The sequence below is a fragment of the Pseudomonas sp. SB113 genome, assembly GCF_040754745.1.
In the GTDB taxonomy this organism is placed as follows: Bacteria; Pseudomonadota; Gammaproteobacteria; order Pseudomonadales; family Pseudomonadaceae; genus Aquipseudomonas; species Aquipseudomonas grimontii.
On the sequence record NZ_JBFMHW010000005.1, the window covers coordinates 321,537 to 337,109 of the forward strand.

Sequence of the window (15,573 nt, forward strand, 5' to 3'; positions counted from 1 at the left end):
ATGAGCATGCAGCCCATGGAAAATGGGGTAAAGCCCATCACCGGCAATGTCTAGGATAAGCACAGCTTATGTATGAAGCCCTTGGCGATGTATCCCTCGATTTGCTGCGTGCGTTTGAAGCCGCCGCCCGTCACCGCAGCTTTACCGCCGCTGCGATGGAGCTGGGCACCACTCAGCCGGCGATCAGCCAGCAGATCAAGCGTCTGGAAGAACAGTTGGCGATCCGCCTGTTTGATCGCATCTATCGCGGGATCGAGCTGACCGACGCCGGGGCCTTGCTGTTCGAGCATGTGCAGGGCGGTTTGCAAGCCATTAACCACGGCTTGAGCGTGATCACCCAGCAGGACCAGCATGAAGTGCTGCAAGTGGCCACCGACTTCGCGTTCGCCGCCTACTGGCTGATGCCGCGCTTGCATCGCTTCCACGCCGCCAACCCCCAGGTGGACGTGAGCCTGGTGACCAGCGAGCGCAACCACGCGACACTGCGCAGCGACATCGACGTGGCGGTGCTGTTTGGCGATGGCCGTTTCAAGCAGGGCGACAGCCTGTGGCTGTTCAACGAGGAAGTGTTCCCGGTGTGCAGCCCGCAGTGGCTCAAGGACCAGGCCAAGCCATTGACTGTGCAAACCTTGCACGACTGCCCGTTGCTGCACCTGCGCCAGGAACACAACAGCCAGTGGTTCGACTGGAGCGGCGTGTTTCGCGAGCTGGGTATCGCTGCCGCGCCCACCCCCGGCCAACTGCGCTTCGACAACTACACCCTGCTGATCCAGGCCGCGATTGCTGGCCAAGGTGTGGCGATCGGCTGGCGCCATCTGGTGGATAACCTGCTGCAACAGAACTGGTTGTGCCGGCCGATCAGCGACACCGTGATCTCGCGCTTCGGCTATTACGTGGTGCAGCCCCAGCGCAAACGCCGGGGCCAGCTGGTCGAGCGTTTTGTCGATTGGCTGGTGACCGAGCAGGCCAGCAGCGCGCAATCCCTGACCGGACTGGCCCTGCCGTCAATTGCGGTCTAGGATTTGCCGCACATTGGATCCGGAGTCCGTCATGCAGCGTATCAAGGGTTACCACGCCCATATTTACTTCGACGCCAGCACCCTCGAGCAGGCGCGTGCCTTGTGCGAAGACGGCGCGAAACTGTTTCCGTTGCGCATGGGCCGCGTGCATGAACGTCCTGTAGGCCCGCACCCGGACTGGAGCTGCCAGCTGGCATTCGACCCCGAATACATCGGGGTGGTGCTGCCGTGGCTGGCCTTGCATCGCAATGGGCTGGTGGTGTTCCTGCACCCCGAAACCGGTGACGACCTGAAAGATCACACCGACTATGCGATCTGGATGGGTGCGATGCGCGAACTGGACCTGTCTGCTTTTTAACCACCCTGTCTAATCCGCAATCCTCCACGGTCCTGAAACTTTGTAGGGATTTGCGCATTTCTCTCCCAATATATGGGACTGTTATTTATATATTGAGATATATCCGACCATAGGTTTATATTCGCCCATCTGCTTTTTTCAGCACCCACTCATTTCAGGTGAAGCGATGCAGGCGCAATTGATCGCGCTCGATTGGGGAACCAGCTCCCTTCGTGCTTACAAACTCGGCCCCGCAGGCGCAGTGCTGGAACAGCGTTCGCTGGCGTCGGGCATCATGCACTTGCCCTCTGAGCCCCGGGACATCGCCGGTGTGCGCTGCAGCGATGGCTTCGAGCTGGCGTTCGATGCGGCGTGCGGCGATTGGCTCGACGCCCAACCCGGTCTTCCGGTGATCGCCTGTGGCATGGTCGGCAGCGCCCAGGGCTGGAGCGAAGCGGCGTATCGCAGTACGCCGGTCGATGTCGCGAGCCTGGGCAAGGCGTTGCACACGGTGCGCAGCCTGCGCGGTGTCGATGTGCATATCGTGCCCGGCGTCATCGAGCAGGTCGGCTTGCCCAACGTGATGCGCGGTGAAGAAACCCAGGTGCTGGGTGTGCTGCAAAGCCTGTCGGCCAGCGGCGAATTGCTGATCGGCCTGCCCGGCAGCCATTCCAAATGGGTCGAGGTGGTGGAAGGTTGCATCACCCACTTCGATACCTTCATGACCGGTGAACTGTTCGCGGTGCTGAGCAAGCACAGCCTTCTGGGGCGTACGCAAAAGGTATCCGAGCTGTTCCAGGCCGAGGCCTTTGACCGCGGCGTTCAAGTGGCGCTGTCAAAAGATGGCCAGCGCGGCGTGCTCTCGACCTTGTTCAGTGCGCGCACCCTGGGCCTGACGGCCGAACTCACCCCTGAGCAGCAGCCTGATTACTTGTCCGGCCTGTTGATCGGCCATGAACTGGCTGGCTTGCCAGCCAGTGCACGGCACATCCCCATCATCCTGGTGGGCGCCGGCCCGCTTTGCGCGCGCTACCAACGCGCCCTCGCCCTCTGCGGTTTCGCCCACGTCAGCCTGGCGCAAGAAGCGACCGAGCGCGGCCTGTGGCAACTGGCAGTGGCCGCCGGGCTCACTCAACCTGCAACGGAGGCCTGACATGCTCAAGCAAGCACTCGCACAAAACGGTTTGATCGCCATTCTTCGCGGCATACGTCCGGACGAAGCCCAGGCGGTCGGCCAGGTGCTGTACGACGCCGGGTTTCGCGTGATCGAAGTCCCGCTCAATTCACCGGACCCTTACACCAGCATCCGCATCCTGCGCGACAGCCTGCCCGCCGATTGCCTGATCGGCGCCGGTACGGTATTGACGCCTGCGCAGGTCGAACAAGTGAAAGCCGCCGGTGGCCAAGTGGTCGTCATGCCCCACAGCGATGCCAAGGTCTTGCGCGCCGCGAAAGCCGCTGGCCTGTACCTGTCGCCGGGTGTGGCCACGCCCACCGAAGCGTTCGCCGCGCTGGACGAAGGTGCCGACGTGTTGAAGCTGTTCCCGGCCGAGCAAATGGGCCCTTCTGTGATCAAGGCATGGCTGGCGGTATTGCCGGCAGGCACGTTGCTGCTGCCGGTGGGCGGCATTACCCCGGACAACATGCAGGTGTTTATCGACGCCGGCGCCAAGGGGTTCGGGCTGGGTTCCGGGTTGTTCAAACCGGGTATGACAGTGGATCAGGTAGCGAGCCGCGCCCAGGCTTATGTCGCCGCCTGGAAAGCCCTGAGCTGAGATCAAGTTCCGCGCCCACAGGCGCTGCATCTATAAGAGAGATAACAGATGAAAATCACCAAACTGACGACCTTTATCGTCCCGCCGCGCTGGTGCTTCCTCAAGGTCGAAACCGACCAGGGCGTGACCGGTTGGGGTGAGCCCGTGGTCGAAGGCCGCGCTCACACCGTGGCCGCTGCGGTCGAGGAACTGTCCGACTACCTGATCGGCAAAGACCCACGCAATATCGAAGACATCTGGACCGTGCTCTACCGCGGCGGCTTCTACCGTGGCGGCGCCGTGCACATGAGCGCCCTCGCCGGCATCGACCAGGCGCTGTGGGACATCAAGGGCAAGGCCCTTGGCGTATCGGTCAGCGACCTGTTGGGTGGCCAGGTACGTGACAAGATCCGTGTGTACTCGTGGATCGGTGGCGACCGCCCGGCCGACACCGCCCGCGCCGCCAAAGAGGCCGTGGCCCGTGGTTTCACTGCGGTGAAAATGAACGGCACCGAAGAGTTGCAGTTCGTCGACAGTTTCGAAAAAGTCGACCTGGCCCTGGCCAACGTAGCGGCCGTGCGTGATGCGGTCGGCCCTAACGTCGGCATCGGTGTCGACTTCCATGGCCGTGTGCACAAGCCCATGGCCAAGGTCCTGATGAAAGAGCTGGACCCGTACAAACTGATGTTTATCGAAGAGCCGGTGCTCAGCGAAAACTACGAAGCCCTCAAGGAACTGGCGCCGCTGACCAGCACCCCGATTGCCCTGGGCGAGCGCCTGTTCTCGCGCTGGGACTTCAAGCGCGTGCTCAGCGAAGGCTACGTCGACATCATCCAGCCGGACGCTTCCCACGCGGGCGGTATCACCGAAACCCGCAAGATCGCCAACATGGCCGAAGCCTACGACGTGGCCCTGGCCCTGCACTGCCCGCTGGGCCCGATTGCGTTGGCGGCGTGCCTGCAACTGGATGCGGTTTGCTACAACGCGTTTATCCAGGAGCAAAGCCTGGGCATTCACTACAACGAGAGCAACGACCTGCTCGACTATGTGCGCGACCCGGGCGTGTTCGACTATGACCAAGGCTTTGTGAAGATCCCCAACGGGCCGGGCCTGGGCATTGAGATCAACGAGGAATACGTGATCGAACGCGCAGCTATCGGCCACCGCTGGCGCAACCCGATCTGGCGCCATGCCGACGGCAGCTTTGCCGAGTGGTGATTTCTGCCTGAAAGAACACGGTCAAAAATGTGGGAGGGGGTAAGCCCCCTCCCACATTTTGATCAGGTTTCTTCAGAAGGCCCACCTCAATAAACATAAGAAGAGGCAACCCCCATGCACCCTGAATCCCTCACCGGACAGGCATCTTTAGTCACGCCTACCCGAAAGCGCTTCTTCATCATGGTGCTGCTGTTTATCACCGTGGTGATCAACTACCTCGACCGCAGCAACCTGTCGATTGCCGCCCCGGCGCTGACCAGCGAGCTGGGCATCGACCCGGTACATGTCGGGCTGATTTTCTCGGCGTTCGGCTGGACCTATGCCGCCATGCAGATCCCCGGCGGCTGGCTGGTGGATCGGGTGCCACCGCGCATCCTCTACACCGTTGCCTTGCTGCTGTGGTCCATCGCCACCGTGATGCTCGGTTTCGCCGCCAGCTTTATCGCGTTGTTCGTGCTGCGCATGGCCGTTGGTGCCCTGGAAGCTCCGGCCTATCCGATCAACAGCCGCGTAGTCACCACGTGGTTCCCTGAGCGCGAGCGCGCCACTGCGATTGGCGTCTACACCTCCGGGCAGTTTGTCGGGCTGGCGTTCCTGACGCCGGTGCTGGCGTGGCTGCAACACCATTACGGCTGGCATATGGTGTTTGTCGTCACCGGTGGCGTCGGCATCCTGTGGGCGGCGATCTGGTACGCGGTGTACCGCGAGCCGAAGGATTTCAAAGGCGCCAACGCGGCCGAAATCGAGCTGATCCGTGAAGGCGGCGGACTGGTGGATATGCAGGCGAAAACGGTCAAGGCGCCGTTCAGTTGGGTCGACCTGGGCATTGTGCTGAGCAAGCGCAAACTCTGGGGCATCTACCTGGGGCAGTTCTGCCTGAACTCCACCCTGTGGTTCTTCCTGACCTGGTTCCCGACCTACCTGGTGAAATATCGCGGCATGGACTTCATCAAGTCCGGCTTGCTGGCCTCGTTGCCGTTCCTTGCGGCGTTTGTCGGCGTGCTGTGTTCCGGAATTTTTTCCGATTGGCTGATTCGCCGTGGCGCGTCGGTAGGTTTTGCGCGCAAGTTGCCGATCATTGGCGGGCTGCTGATCTCCACGGCGATCATCGGCGCCAACTATGTGGACTCGACCGCGTGGGTGATTGCGTTCCTGGCGGTGGCATTCTTTGGTAACGGCCTGGCGTCGATTACCTGGTCGCTGGTGTCGACCCTGGCGCCCGCGCGTTTGCTGGGTTTGACTGGCGGGGTGTTTAACTTCATCGGCAACCTGGCGGCGATTGCCACGCCGATTGTGATTGGTTTCCTCGCCAGCGGTGATTCGTTTGCGCCGGCGATTACCTATATCGCAGTGCTGGCGTTGCTTGGGGCGCTTTCCTACATATTGCTCGTAGGCAAGGTCGAACGCATCGAGCTGTAAAATCGGGCGACCTGATGGTCGCCCTTTATTTACGGCAATTACGGCACGGACATCTCGTTGCGAAACACGTTCAGCGGGTCCCAGCGCCGCTTGGTGCGCCGTAGACGGCTCTCGATGATGAGGTCGGGGAAGAAGATCCTGTACCAGTAGGGGTTTTTGGCATGGGTTGGATCGCCATCAACGTACGTCATGTCGAGGTCGGGGTAGTTGATATAGCAACCTTCGAACTCGGCGTTGATCGGTACGCCCTGATCATTGGCGAAGGCCTTGGCAAATAGTCCCTGGATCCAGCGCGCATGGGCCTGGTCCGAAACCTCGCTGGTATCGCGCCAGTAACATTGCGGTTGCCATTTCAAGTAAGAGGAACGCTGTGCAGCCGATGACTCACGGCGTACTGCCGGTGTCGGCTCATTAATGCGACCGCCAAACGATTGGATCTGTATCAGGCTCTGGGTCAGGTGTTTATCAGGATCCTCCAAGGTCAACGTATCCCAGATCGCCTGTAGTACCTGAGGGGTGAAAACACCCTTCTGATAGGCCGACTTATAGCGCCCCCGCTGGTTATCCCCCGAACCGTTCAAGGTTTGCTGGCACACCAGCCAATCCAGGCGCCGAGTGGCGGCTAATGCGGCGTTTAACGTGTTGATGGTGCGCCCGCTGGTGCTGCCTCGGGGCATATGCGCCACGTAAAACGGCACTATGCATTCGGTAGCGGGCAGGCCAATGGCGTCCAGCATCTGGGTAACGAAGTCGTCGAAGGGCGCCCGGTCGTTCAGTTCGCCATCCTTATCCACATAGTGAATACCCAGCGTTACATTGCCAGTGTGCTGGTGACGCATCTCCAGCTTGGTTGCCAGGCCCCACGTGTCAGGGTTGCTTTGATTGCGGACAAACCAGGCCTGGTAGGCTGTCAGCAAGTTATCGAGCCTGGATTTATCGGTCAGCAGCGCCCAATCCCATTCCAGCACCAGCCAGAGCACTTCCTTCGGCGCATCCGGCAATGATTTGAAGTAGTAGCTGGTGATGATACCGAACTGCCCTCCGCCCGCACCGCAGCAAGCTGCGAACAGGTTGAGCTCATCGGGATCGCTGCTGTCACGCGAGACATGCACCGGTTCCAGGCCGTTGCCCTGCGCATTCGGCACCAGCATATCGACACCGTCCAACCAGTCGCAGACCAGGCCGTATTTGCGCGACAGCAACCCGTAGCCTCCGCCACAGATATGCCCGCCCAGGCCCACCGAATAACACGAGCCGCCGGGCAGGGTCTTGCCGGCCAGTTTATACAGCGCGACATAGGCATCCCAATTCTGGCCGCCCGCTTCCAGGCGAAAAGTGTAGCGATAGGGTAAGCCTGCCACCCGTTGGGGTTCTATTTGCCCATTGGCGTCATAGGCCACTTGGTTCATTTGTCCGACATCCAGAATCGACAACACTTCGCCTTGGGTATCGGGCATTTTGTTGGCGACAAAGCCCTCATAACAGTGGCCACCGCTGCGCACGGTGATCCGGCCGTTGGGGGTGGCCAGTGCCTGCGCGGCGGCATCGATGATGTCTTGGGGGCTGTGGCAGATGTAGATGAAGTCGGCGCCATTGGGCGACGACTCGCCTTGCACATTGCCCAACGGCCAGCGCAGGTTGAAACCTTTTTGCAACGTTGAGTGACGGCGCTCTGCCGGGGTGATGAGATCAAATGCCATGATGTACTCCTAAGAGCCAAGGATGACTTCTGATGCAACTAACTTAACGACCGGAGGGCAAGAACTGCAGGGGCTTGCAGAGGTGGTTAGACGACAATAGGCACGAAGTGTGTTGGGGGGACGGAATGTCCCCCTCTCAAGCCTAGCGGAAAAATCGAAATATTGAGGGCTCACTACAACGCGATCCACACTCCGGCCGGGATGGAACATATTGACTGCCGGTATACGGTGGAGCTTGGATAATCACTCACTATAATTCTGTGAGTGGTGGCACGCCAGATTCACGCAGTTTTACATGGGTTGTTCCGTTTTCGCGAATGACGGATTCGACAATAAAGGGCGTCCCTCTCTTGAAGACATTATCGGCGCCATCATGCGTCTTTACCTCGTACGGTTTTCCGACGATAGTAAATACCGTATTGAGGGGTTGATTACCTTCGACCGCGCTGTTGTTACTCAATGATGCGGTGATAAAGCCGGCGGGCTTGTAGTGTTTTTTAGTGTGCTCAAGCTTTACAAGATTTGTGATCTCTGTCTCGGGCAAAGAAGTCGTATGCGTATATATATTTGCCTTGTCCGATTGAGTATTCAGTGCGGCATTCATATAAGTAATGATGCCTTCGCGGGAATGAGCCCATATTTTTGCCATACTCGGATCTTCAGTGTTTTGCAATGTGGGCTGTTTGTTGGAACGCTCGGGCGTGGCTTTTTTGTTTACATAATCCATAGCCGGCCCGTCGTTAAAGATTTTTAGAGCGCCCTCCCTCAAATGTCTGGCTGCCTCTTGTTTTGCACTGTTCTTGTCAAGCTTTTTCTGGTTTCTGCCCTGTTTTTCCTCATAAATAGCTTTCTCTTTTTGGCGTACATCGAGTACTTCTAATTGCTTAATGGCATCTACGGCAAGTTTCAAGTCTAAAACTGTAATTCGTGATGACGTGTCAATCATCCGTTCGGCAATGTTTTCGTCAAGCGGCATTAATTTATGCTGTGCTTCTTTAAAACCGCCGTTGCAAGATTTGTGTTTTAACGTCAACTGGGTATTGAACAACCCGTCAAACTTTTCAGCCCAGTACACTCGCACACCTTTGTGCGCGGAGAGGGTAAATTTGCCATCTTTTATCCTGGGATAGCCCTCCGTCCTGGATTCGGTGCTCCAAGGCGATGTGTACTTGGTGAAGTGTGCCAGCTTTCTCTCGCTACTTGCAGCAGCACTGGAGAGCTCCGATGCCAAAACAGGATATCTAGCCAGATGCTCCATTTTTTTCGTTCGAAGCTCAGTGCTGTTTTCTGTCAGCTTAATTTGGTCCTTGAGTCGCTCTTTTTTATTTTGGAGTTTTTCAGAATCGTCTTTTGGGTGCAGCACACTGTGCGCAATGTGCTGTCTAATGGCGCTAAACATAGGTTGACCTATTTTTCAGGTTAATTAATCTCTGGTTAATTACGGCATTCCCACTCTTTCGCACGCTCCTTGACGGACAACTTACCCACCTCGACCGGGGCGCTGGATGAGGCTGGCGAATCTAAATAATTGTTCATTACCTTTTGATGCTTTTGTAAATCCAGACGTGGTGAGGGGGTCGGTGTTTCAGTCGGTGTAGCGTTTGAGAAAATCGTACGAGGGAGTGGAGTAGGCTTTGCGAGCTTCGCAGCGAATGATCCCAGCGTGACGGGGTAGCTGTTTATTTTCGTGTTCAGCCGTTGCAAAAGGTTGTAAAGCGCGATTTCTTCGCCCGGTTTTACGAGCCCCATATCGGCGGGGTTGATAGGGGCCTTTGAAAACCCGGCATCCCGCATATGAAGGCTGTCGCGCCAGCTTTTATTGGGGCTGAACTTCCACCCTGCGTCCTCGGAGAAGCGTAAGTAGCCGTTTTTATGCGGGGACTCTTTAAGGTATGTCGACAGGTTGTCGAGATTTTTCAATTCATCGTAAACATGTGAGCTGAATTTTTTTTCAGGGGGGACTGGCGTAGGCATGGTTGACGCTAGAGAAACGTCGGCCTGGGAACGGGTGGGGGGAAGAGAATTTACCGGCATGATCAAAGTATCCTTTCTGGCGTTTATAGAACCAAAATTCGCCGAAGGATTATCAGTGAAGGATGAAAGTATTGGTGAAGCCTGCGTCGTGTTTTGCCGTAAGACAAGACGCCAGAAAATGCAGTCCATTAGTTGATGACGCGATGGGAAAAACTTAAGGAAAGAGGGCTCAACGTTGCTGTTGAACCCTTTTTATATAAGCGGCCTAACTGACGCGTGCGTTACGTACGCCTTCCGACAACGCCGAGCACAGGTTCAATACCCCGTCGATGGCTTGTTGGTCATTGCTGGCATTGGCGATGTGATCGATCAGCGCCGAACCTACCACTACACCGTCCGCCAGGCGCGCGATGGCTGCCGCTTGTTCAGGCGTACGGATACCAAAACCGATGCTGATCGGCAGGTCGGTATGCCGGCGCAGGCGGGTCACGGCTTCTTCGACGTGTTCCAGGGTCGCGGCGCCGGCACCGGTCACACCGGCCACGGATACGTAGTACACAAAGCCGGAACTGCCGTTAAGCACGGTCGGTAGGCGCACGTCATCGGTGGTTGGTGTGGTCAGGCGGATAAAGTCGATACCTGCAGCCTGGGCCGGGTCGCACAGCTCGCCATTATGCTCGGGCGGCATGTCGACCACGATCAGGCCGTCGACGCCGGCTTCTTTGGCGTCAGCGATGAACTTAGGCACGCCGTATTTGTGGATCGGGTTGAAGTAGCCCATCAACACCAGCGGCGTGTCGTTGTTGTCCTTGCGGAACTCACGCACCATCTGCAGGGTTTTCAGCAGGTTCTGCTTGGCTTCCAGCGCACGGATGTTGGCCAGTTGGATGGCCGGGCCGTCGGCCATTGGGTCGGTGAAGGGCATGCCTAGTTCGATCACATCGGCGCCAGCAGCAGGCAAGCCTTTGAGGATCGCCAGGGAGGTCTCATAGCCAGGGTCGCCGGCAGTGACGAAGGTCACCAGGGCGGCGCGGTTCTGTTCTTTGAGTTGCGCAAAGCGGGTTTGCAGGCGGCTCATTTAGTGTTTCTCCTGCTGAGACTGTTCCATGTGGTGCATCACGGTCTGCATGTCTTTGTCGCCACGGCCGGACAGGTTGACCACCATCAGGTGATCCTTCGGCAGGGTCGGTGCGCGCTTGAACACTTCGGCCAGGGCGTGGGCGCTTTCCAGGGCAGGAATGATCCCTTCCAGGCGGCAGCATTTGTGGAAGGCATCCAGGGCTTCGTGGTCCGTTACCGAGGTGTACTGGACGCGGCCGATATCGTGCAACCAGGCGTGTTCCGGGCCGATGCCGGGGTAGTCGAGGCCGGCGGAAATCGAGTGGGCGTCGATGATCTGGCCGTCGTCATCCTGCAGCAGGAAGGTGCGGTTACCGTGCAGCACGCCCGGTACGCCGCCGTTGAGGCTGGCGGCGTGCTTGCCGGTTTCGATGCCGTGGCCGGCGGCTTCAACGCCGATGATCTCGACGCTGGTGTCATCCAGGAACGGGTGGAACAGGCCCATGGCGTTGGAACCGCCGCCGATGCACGCCACCAGGCTGTCCGGCAGGCGGCCTTCCTGGGCTTGCAGCTGAGTGCGGGTTTCCTTGCCGATCACGGCCTGGAAGTCGCGCACCATCGCCGGGTACGGGTGCGGGCCGGCCACGGTGCCGATCAGGTAGAAGGTGTCGTCGACATTGGTCACCCAGTCACGCAGGGCTTCGTTCATCGCGTCCTTGAGGGTGCCGGTGCCGGCGACCACCGGGATCACTTCAGCGCCCAGCAGCTTCATGCGGAACACGTTGGCCTGCTGGCGCTCGATGTCGGTGGTGCCCATGTAGATCACGCATTGCAGGCCGAAACGCGCGGCCACGGTAGCGGTAGCCACGCCGTGCATGCCGGCGCCGGTCTCGGCGATGATGCGTTTTTTGCCCATGCGCCGCGCCAGCAGGATCTGGCCGATGCAGTTGTTGATCTTGTGCGCGCCGGTGTGGTTCAGCTCTTCGCGCTTGAGATAGATCTTGGCGCCGCCGCAGAACTCGGTCAGGCGCTCGGCGAAATACAGCGGGCTTGGGCGGCCGACGTAGTCGCGCTGGAAGTAGGCCAATTCTTCATTGAACGCCGGATCGATCTTGGCCGCTTCGTATTCGCGGGCCAGGTCGAGGATCAACGGCATCAGGGTTTCGGCGACGTAGCGGCCGCCGAACGCGCCAAACAGGCCGTTGGCGTCAGGGCCGTTGCGCAGATCGGTCTGGGACTGAGTCATGGGACGCTCCAGGTAGGAAATTTGTGTGAGAAGCAATGACGGCCACTCTACCCCTCACATCCGGTGCTGAAAACCGATAAGATCGCTGCAACCTGTCAGGAAAACTCACATATGAGCCGAGACCTTCCGCCCCTCAATGCCTTGCGCGCGTTTGAAGCCACCGCTCGCTTTAACAGCGTCAGCCAGGCTGCCGAGCAATTACACGTGACCCACGGCGCGGTCAGCCGCCAGTTGAAGGTATTGGAAGAGCATTTGGGTGTCAGCTTGTTCACCAAGGATGGGCGCGGCCTTAAACTCACAGATGCAGGTGTGCGGTTGCGAGATGCCAGCGCCGAGGCGTTCGAGCGCTTGCGGGACGTGTGCGCCGAACTCGCCCAGGCCAGCGCTGATGCGCCGTTCGTGCTCGGCTGCTCAGGCAGTTTGCTGGCGCGCTGGTTGATCCCGCGCCTGGGTCGCTTGAATGCCGACCTGCCGGACCTGCGCCTGCACCTGTCGGCAGGCGACGGCGACCTCGACCCCCGACGTCCCGGCCTAGATGCCCTACTGGTCTTCGCCGAACCGCCGTGGCCGGCGGATATGCAGGTGTATGAGTTGGCGAGCGAGCGTATCGGCCCGGTGATGAGCCCGCGTTTTTCCGGTTACGAGCGCCTGCGCCAGGCGCCGCCGCAAGCCTTGTGTGGCGAAGTCCTGTTGCACACCACTTCACGCCCGCAAGCCTGGCCCAGTTGGGCGCAACAGCACGGCATCGAGCCCGGCGCGTTGAAACACGGCCAGGGTTTTGAGCATTTGTATTATTTGCTGGAGGCGGCAGTGGCGGGGTTGGGCGTGGCGATTGCGCCGCAGCCGCTGGTGGCAGAGGATCTGCGCGCGGGTCGCCTGGTGGCGCCGTGGGGTTTCAGTGAAACCCCGGCGCACCTGGCGTTGTGGCTACCCAAGCGCGCCGCAGACGGGCGCGCGGGTCAGTTGGCGCAGTGGCTCAAGGCTGAGCTGGTGCGCGAGCCGGCTTAATCACCACGTTTGCACAGCAGATAAGCCGCCAGCAGGCCCAATGCGCCAACGGCGACGCCGGCGGTAGTCCATGGGTGCTCTTGTGCGTAGTCACGGGTGGCGACGCCGGTTTCGCGGATTTTGACTTTGCTTTCTTCGTAGGCATCGCTGATCAGATGACGGGAGTGCTTGAGGGCATTCTCGGCATTGCTTTTCAGGGCCTTCAGCGTTTTGCGCGACTCATCGGACGCATCGTCCTTGAGGCTCTCAAGGGACTTGAGCAGACTCGAAATCTCGGCTTCCATGCTTTCCAGCGACGCTTTGCGTAAAGAAGTGTTGGCCATTTGGACTCTCCTGAAGTGATTGAGTGGCGTGTGTAGATACCGACTGCGGCCGTTTCAGAAAGTGCAGTAAATCTGAACTTTCAGGTAGGAACGGTCGCCAGAAGCAGTATGAACAATGACTGCTAGGCTTTATTGACGACCCTCAGGAGAAACACCATGTCTGATCATCACACCTACAAGAAAGTCGAATTGGTGGGTTCATCCACCACCAGCATCGAAGAGGCGATCAACAACGCCCTGGCCGAAGCCAGCAAGAGCATCAAGCATCTGGAATGGTTCGAGGTGACCGAAACCCGTGGCCACATCAAGGACGGCAAGGCCGCGCACTTCCAGGTAACTCTCAAGGTGGGGTTCCGAATTGCCAGTAGTTGATCCGGTGGGTTGAACTTGCTGGCTGGCCGATTGCCATAACCTGCGCTACAAACAATGGGTGCCGATGCGATAAGCCTCGGCACGCTTTTTTCGATCAGCGCAAGGAAAGTAACGGATGAAGAAGCTCCTGTTAGCGGTAGGTTTGTTGAGCATTGCGGGCACAGCCCTGGCGGCGGGCAAGCCTTGTGAAGAGCTGAAAAGCGAAATTGCAGCGAAAATCGACGCCAAGGGCGCTTCGGGTTATTCGCTGGAAGTGGTGGATAAAGGCGCCTCGACTGACGCTAAAGTGGTCGGTACCTGCGAAGGCGGCACCAAGGAAATTGTCTACAAGCGCGGTTAATCCCGTGTGGCAGACATAAAAAACCGACGCAGGTGCGTCGGTTTTTTTTCGCCTGCGGGTTTAGCCCTTCATCAACTGCGCCAGCAGTTCGTAGGAATGAATCCGGTCGGCGTGCTCGTACAGGTCGCAGGTGAAGATCAATTCGTCGGCGCCGGTCTGTTCGATCAACACTTCCAGCTTGGCACGGATCTTCGCCGGGCTACCCACCATCGCCAGGCCGAGGAAGCTGCCGACCGCGTCTTTTTCATGAGGCAGCCACAGGCCGTCCATGGTTTTCACCGGAGGGCGCTGCACCAGGCTCTGCCCGCGCATCAAGGCGAGGATGCGTTGGTACACCGAGGTGGCCAGGAAGTCGGCGTGCTCATCGGTGTCTGCCGCCACCAGCGGGATGCCGAGCATCACGTAAGGCTTGTCCAGCACGGCCGAAGGCTTGAAGTGATTGCGGTACACGCGAATCGCCTCGTGCATCAAACGCGGTGCGAAATGGGAGGCGAAGGCGTAGGGCAAACCACGCTCTCCCGCCAGTTGCGCGCTGAACAGGCTGGAACCGAGCAGCCACACCGGTACATTGGTGCCGGTGCCGGGCACCGCGATCACCCGCTGGTCCGGGGTGCGTGGGCCGAGGTAGGCCATCAGTTCGGCCACGTCTTCCGGGAAATCGTCGGCGCTGCCTGAACGTTCACGGCGCAGGGCGCGGGCGGTCATCTGGTCGGAGCCGGGCGCGCGGCCCAGGCCCAGGTCGATACGGCCGGGGTAGAGGCTTTCCAGGGTGCCGAACTGCTCGGCGATCACCAGGGGGGCGTGGTTGGGCAGCATCACGCCGCCGGAGCCGACACGAATCGTCGAGGTGCCGCCGGCCAAGTAACCCAGCAATACCGAGGTGGCCGAACTGGCGATGCCATCCATATTGTGGTGCTCGGCCACCCAGAAACGGTGGTAGCCAAATTTTTCCACATGCTGGGCCAAGTCCAGGGAATTGCGCAGCGACTGCGCCGGGCTGCCGTTGGCGCGCACGGGCACGAGGTCGAGGGTCGAGAACTTTACGGCGGACAGCGATTTCATAAGCCTGCTTCTCCAATGGGGGCGCAGGCTTCTTAGACGAACCAAAACCTGCCGCTTCATGTGCATGTCCTATGCAATGAGGGCATATACCCGAGATTCAATAGCGATGGTTAAATTTCCTACTTAATTGCTAGGTTTCTCCGACAAGATGAACTTTGCCGGGGCGTCTATCCTCAGAACCCTTACTGACGCAAAACCACCGTTCGAGGAGACCGCTATGAGTATCGTTAAAAAAGCATCCGCGCATTGGGAAGGTGACCTGAAGACTGGCCTGGGTTCCATCTCCACGGAAACCGGCGTGCTGCGCGAAGCGCCTTACGGCTTCAAGGCCCGCTTCGAAGGCGGCAAGGGTACCAACCCTGAAGAACTGATCGGCGCGGCCCATGCCGGCTGTTTCTCCATGGCCTTTTCCATGATTCTCGGCGACGCCGGGCTCAAGGCTGACAGCATCGATACCCAGGCCGAAGTGACCCTGGACCAGGTCGATGGTGGCTTCGCGATCACCGCTGTGCACTTGGTGCTCAAGGCCAAGATCCCAGGCGCGAGCCAGGCGCAGTTCGATGAATTGAGCAAGAAGGCCAAGGAAGGATGCCCGGTGTCCAAGGTGCTGAATGCGAAGATCAGCCTGGATGCCACGCTGGTCAGCTGACACTGCAGGTCCACTGTGGGAGGGGGCTTGCTCCCGATAGCGGTCTATCAGTAACCGAGATGTTGACTGATGCACCGCTATCGGGAGCAAGCC

18 protein-coding genes are annotated in these 15,573 nt (G+C 59.1%); 11 read left to right on the forward strand and 7 right to left on the reverse strand.

Features of this window, described 5'->3' with window-relative positions:
• Positions 1-68: 68 nt before the first annotated feature.
• From AB1462_RS09580 to AB1462_RS09605, 6 genes are all read left to right on the forward strand, one after another.
• Entirely contained in the window at positions 69-1,019 is a 951-nt protein-coding gene (locus AB1462_RS09580; RefSeq protein WP_259191507.1) for a LysR family transcriptional regulator, read from the forward strand.
• Between the two features lie 31 nt (positions 1,020-1,050).
• The gene (locus AB1462_RS09585) at positions 1,051-1,377 is read left to right on the forward strand and encodes a DOPA 4,5-dioxygenase family protein (RefSeq protein ID WP_090401302.1); all 327 of its coding nucleotides are present in this window, start codon (positions 1,051-1,053) and stop codon (positions 1,375-1,377) included.
• A 166-nt stretch (positions 1,378-1,543) separates the two neighbouring features.
• On the forward strand, positions 1,544-2,509 hold the full coding sequence (locus AB1462_RS09590) for a 2-dehydro-3-deoxygalactonokinase (RefSeq protein WP_367246632.1): 966 nt from the start codon (positions 1,544-1,546) through the stop codon (positions 2,507-2,509).
• A 1-nt stretch (position 2,510) separates the two neighbouring features.
• On the forward strand, positions 2,511-3,131 hold the full coding sequence (locus AB1462_RS09595) for a 2-dehydro-3-deoxy-6-phosphogalactonate aldolase (protein ID WP_367246633.1): 621 nt from the start codon (positions 2,511-2,513) through the stop codon (positions 3,129-3,131).
• A 48-nt stretch (positions 3,132-3,179) separates the two neighbouring features.
• Positions 3,180-4,328, forward strand: a complete 1,149-nt coding sequence (gene dgoD, locus AB1462_RS09600) for a galactonate dehydratase (protein WP_003170741.1) — start codon at positions 3,180-3,182, stop codon at positions 4,326-4,328.
• Between the two features lie 114 nt (positions 4,329-4,442).
• On the forward strand, positions 4,443-5,747 hold the full coding sequence (locus AB1462_RS09605; RefSeq protein ID WP_090401299.1) for an MFS transporter: 1,305 nt from the start codon (positions 4,443-4,445) through the stop codon (positions 5,745-5,747).
• Between the two features lie 38 nt (positions 5,748-5,785).
• Here AB1462_RS09605 and AB1462_RS09610 read toward each other — a convergent pair whose 3' ends face one another.
• The 3 genes from AB1462_RS09610 to AB1462_RS09620 form a co-directional block, all read right to left on the reverse strand.
• Complete coding sequence (locus AB1462_RS09610) at positions 5,786-7,447, reverse strand: FAD-binding protein (protein WP_259191503.1); 1,662 nt, start codon at positions 7,445-7,447, stop codon at positions 5,786-5,788.
• A gap of 250 nt (positions 7,448-7,697) precedes the next feature.
• Positions 7,698-8,846: a hypothetical protein gene (locus AB1462_RS09615; RefSeq protein ID WP_367246634.1), complete on the reverse strand. Its 1,149-nt coding sequence runs from the start codon at positions 8,844-8,846 to the stop codon at positions 7,698-7,700.
• Between the two features lie 35 nt (positions 8,847-8,881).
• Entirely contained in the window at positions 8,882-9,421 is a 540-nt protein-coding gene (locus AB1462_RS09620) for a hypothetical protein (protein ID WP_367246635.1), read from the reverse strand.
• Here AB1462_RS09620 and AB1462_RS09625 point away from each other — a divergent pair.
• Positions 9,420-9,617, forward strand: a complete 198-nt coding sequence (locus tag AB1462_RS09625) for a hypothetical protein (RefSeq protein ID WP_143513842.1) — start codon at positions 9,420-9,422, stop codon at positions 9,615-9,617. The genes AB1462_RS09620 and AB1462_RS09625 overlap by 2 nt on opposite strands.
• A 69-nt stretch (positions 9,618-9,686) precedes the next feature.
• On the opposite strand, the gene trpA is transcribed toward AB1462_RS09625, so the two are convergent.
• A complete protein-coding gene (trpA, locus tag AB1462_RS09630; RefSeq protein WP_367246636.1) occupies positions 9,687-10,499 on the reverse strand; it encodes a tryptophan synthase subunit alpha in 813 nt (270 codons plus the stop codon).
• A complete protein-coding gene (trpB, locus tag AB1462_RS09635; RefSeq protein WP_053127374.1) occupies positions 10,500-11,726 on the reverse strand; it encodes a tryptophan synthase subunit beta in 1,227 nt (408 codons plus the stop codon).
• A 111-nt stretch (positions 11,727-11,837) separates the two neighbouring features.
• Between trpB and AB1462_RS09640 the strand changes: the two genes are divergently transcribed.
• The gene (locus AB1462_RS09640) at positions 11,838-12,734 is read left to right on the forward strand and encodes a LysR family transcriptional regulator (RefSeq protein ID WP_367246637.1); all 897 of its coding nucleotides are present in this window, start codon (positions 11,838-11,840) and stop codon (positions 12,732-12,734) included.
• On the opposite strand, the gene AB1462_RS09645 is transcribed toward AB1462_RS09640, so the two are convergent.
• On the reverse strand, positions 12,731-13,057 hold the full coding sequence (locus AB1462_RS09645) for a YqjD family protein (RefSeq protein ID WP_003170746.1): 327 nt from the start codon (positions 13,055-13,057) through the stop codon (positions 12,731-12,733). The genes AB1462_RS09640 and AB1462_RS09645 overlap by 4 nt on opposite strands.
• Positions 13,058-13,213: 156 nt before the next feature.
• On the opposite strand from AB1462_RS09645, the gene AB1462_RS09650 reads away from it, so the two are divergent.
• Both AB1462_RS09650 and AB1462_RS09655 read left to right on the forward strand, forming a co-directional pair.
• Positions 13,214-13,429 (forward strand): dodecin, encoded by a 216-nt coding sequence (locus tag AB1462_RS09650; protein ID WP_017848986.1) that lies wholly within the window; start codon positions 13,214-13,216, stop codon positions 13,427-13,429.
• Positions 13,430-13,544: 115 nt separating this feature from the next.
• Positions 13,545-13,769 (forward strand): DUF1161 domain-containing protein, encoded by a 225-nt coding sequence (locus AB1462_RS09655; RefSeq protein WP_090401294.1) that lies wholly within the window; start codon positions 13,545-13,547, stop codon positions 13,767-13,769.
• 60 nt (positions 13,770-13,829) lie between these two features.
• On the opposite strand, the gene AB1462_RS09660 is transcribed toward AB1462_RS09655, so the two are convergent.
• A complete protein-coding gene (locus tag AB1462_RS09660; RefSeq protein WP_090401293.1) occupies positions 13,830-14,831 on the reverse strand; it encodes an LLM class flavin-dependent oxidoreductase in 1,002 nt (333 codons plus the stop codon).
• Positions 14,832-15,048: 217 nt separating this feature from the next.
• Here AB1462_RS09660 and AB1462_RS09665 point away from each other — a divergent pair, with 217 nt between their 5' ends.
• Positions 15,049-15,480, forward strand: coding sequence for an OsmC family protein (locus tag AB1462_RS09665; RefSeq protein WP_027608131.1), 432 nt, complete (start codon positions 15,049-15,051; stop codon positions 15,478-15,480).
• The last annotated feature ends 93 nt before the right edge of the window (positions 15,481-15,573 follow it).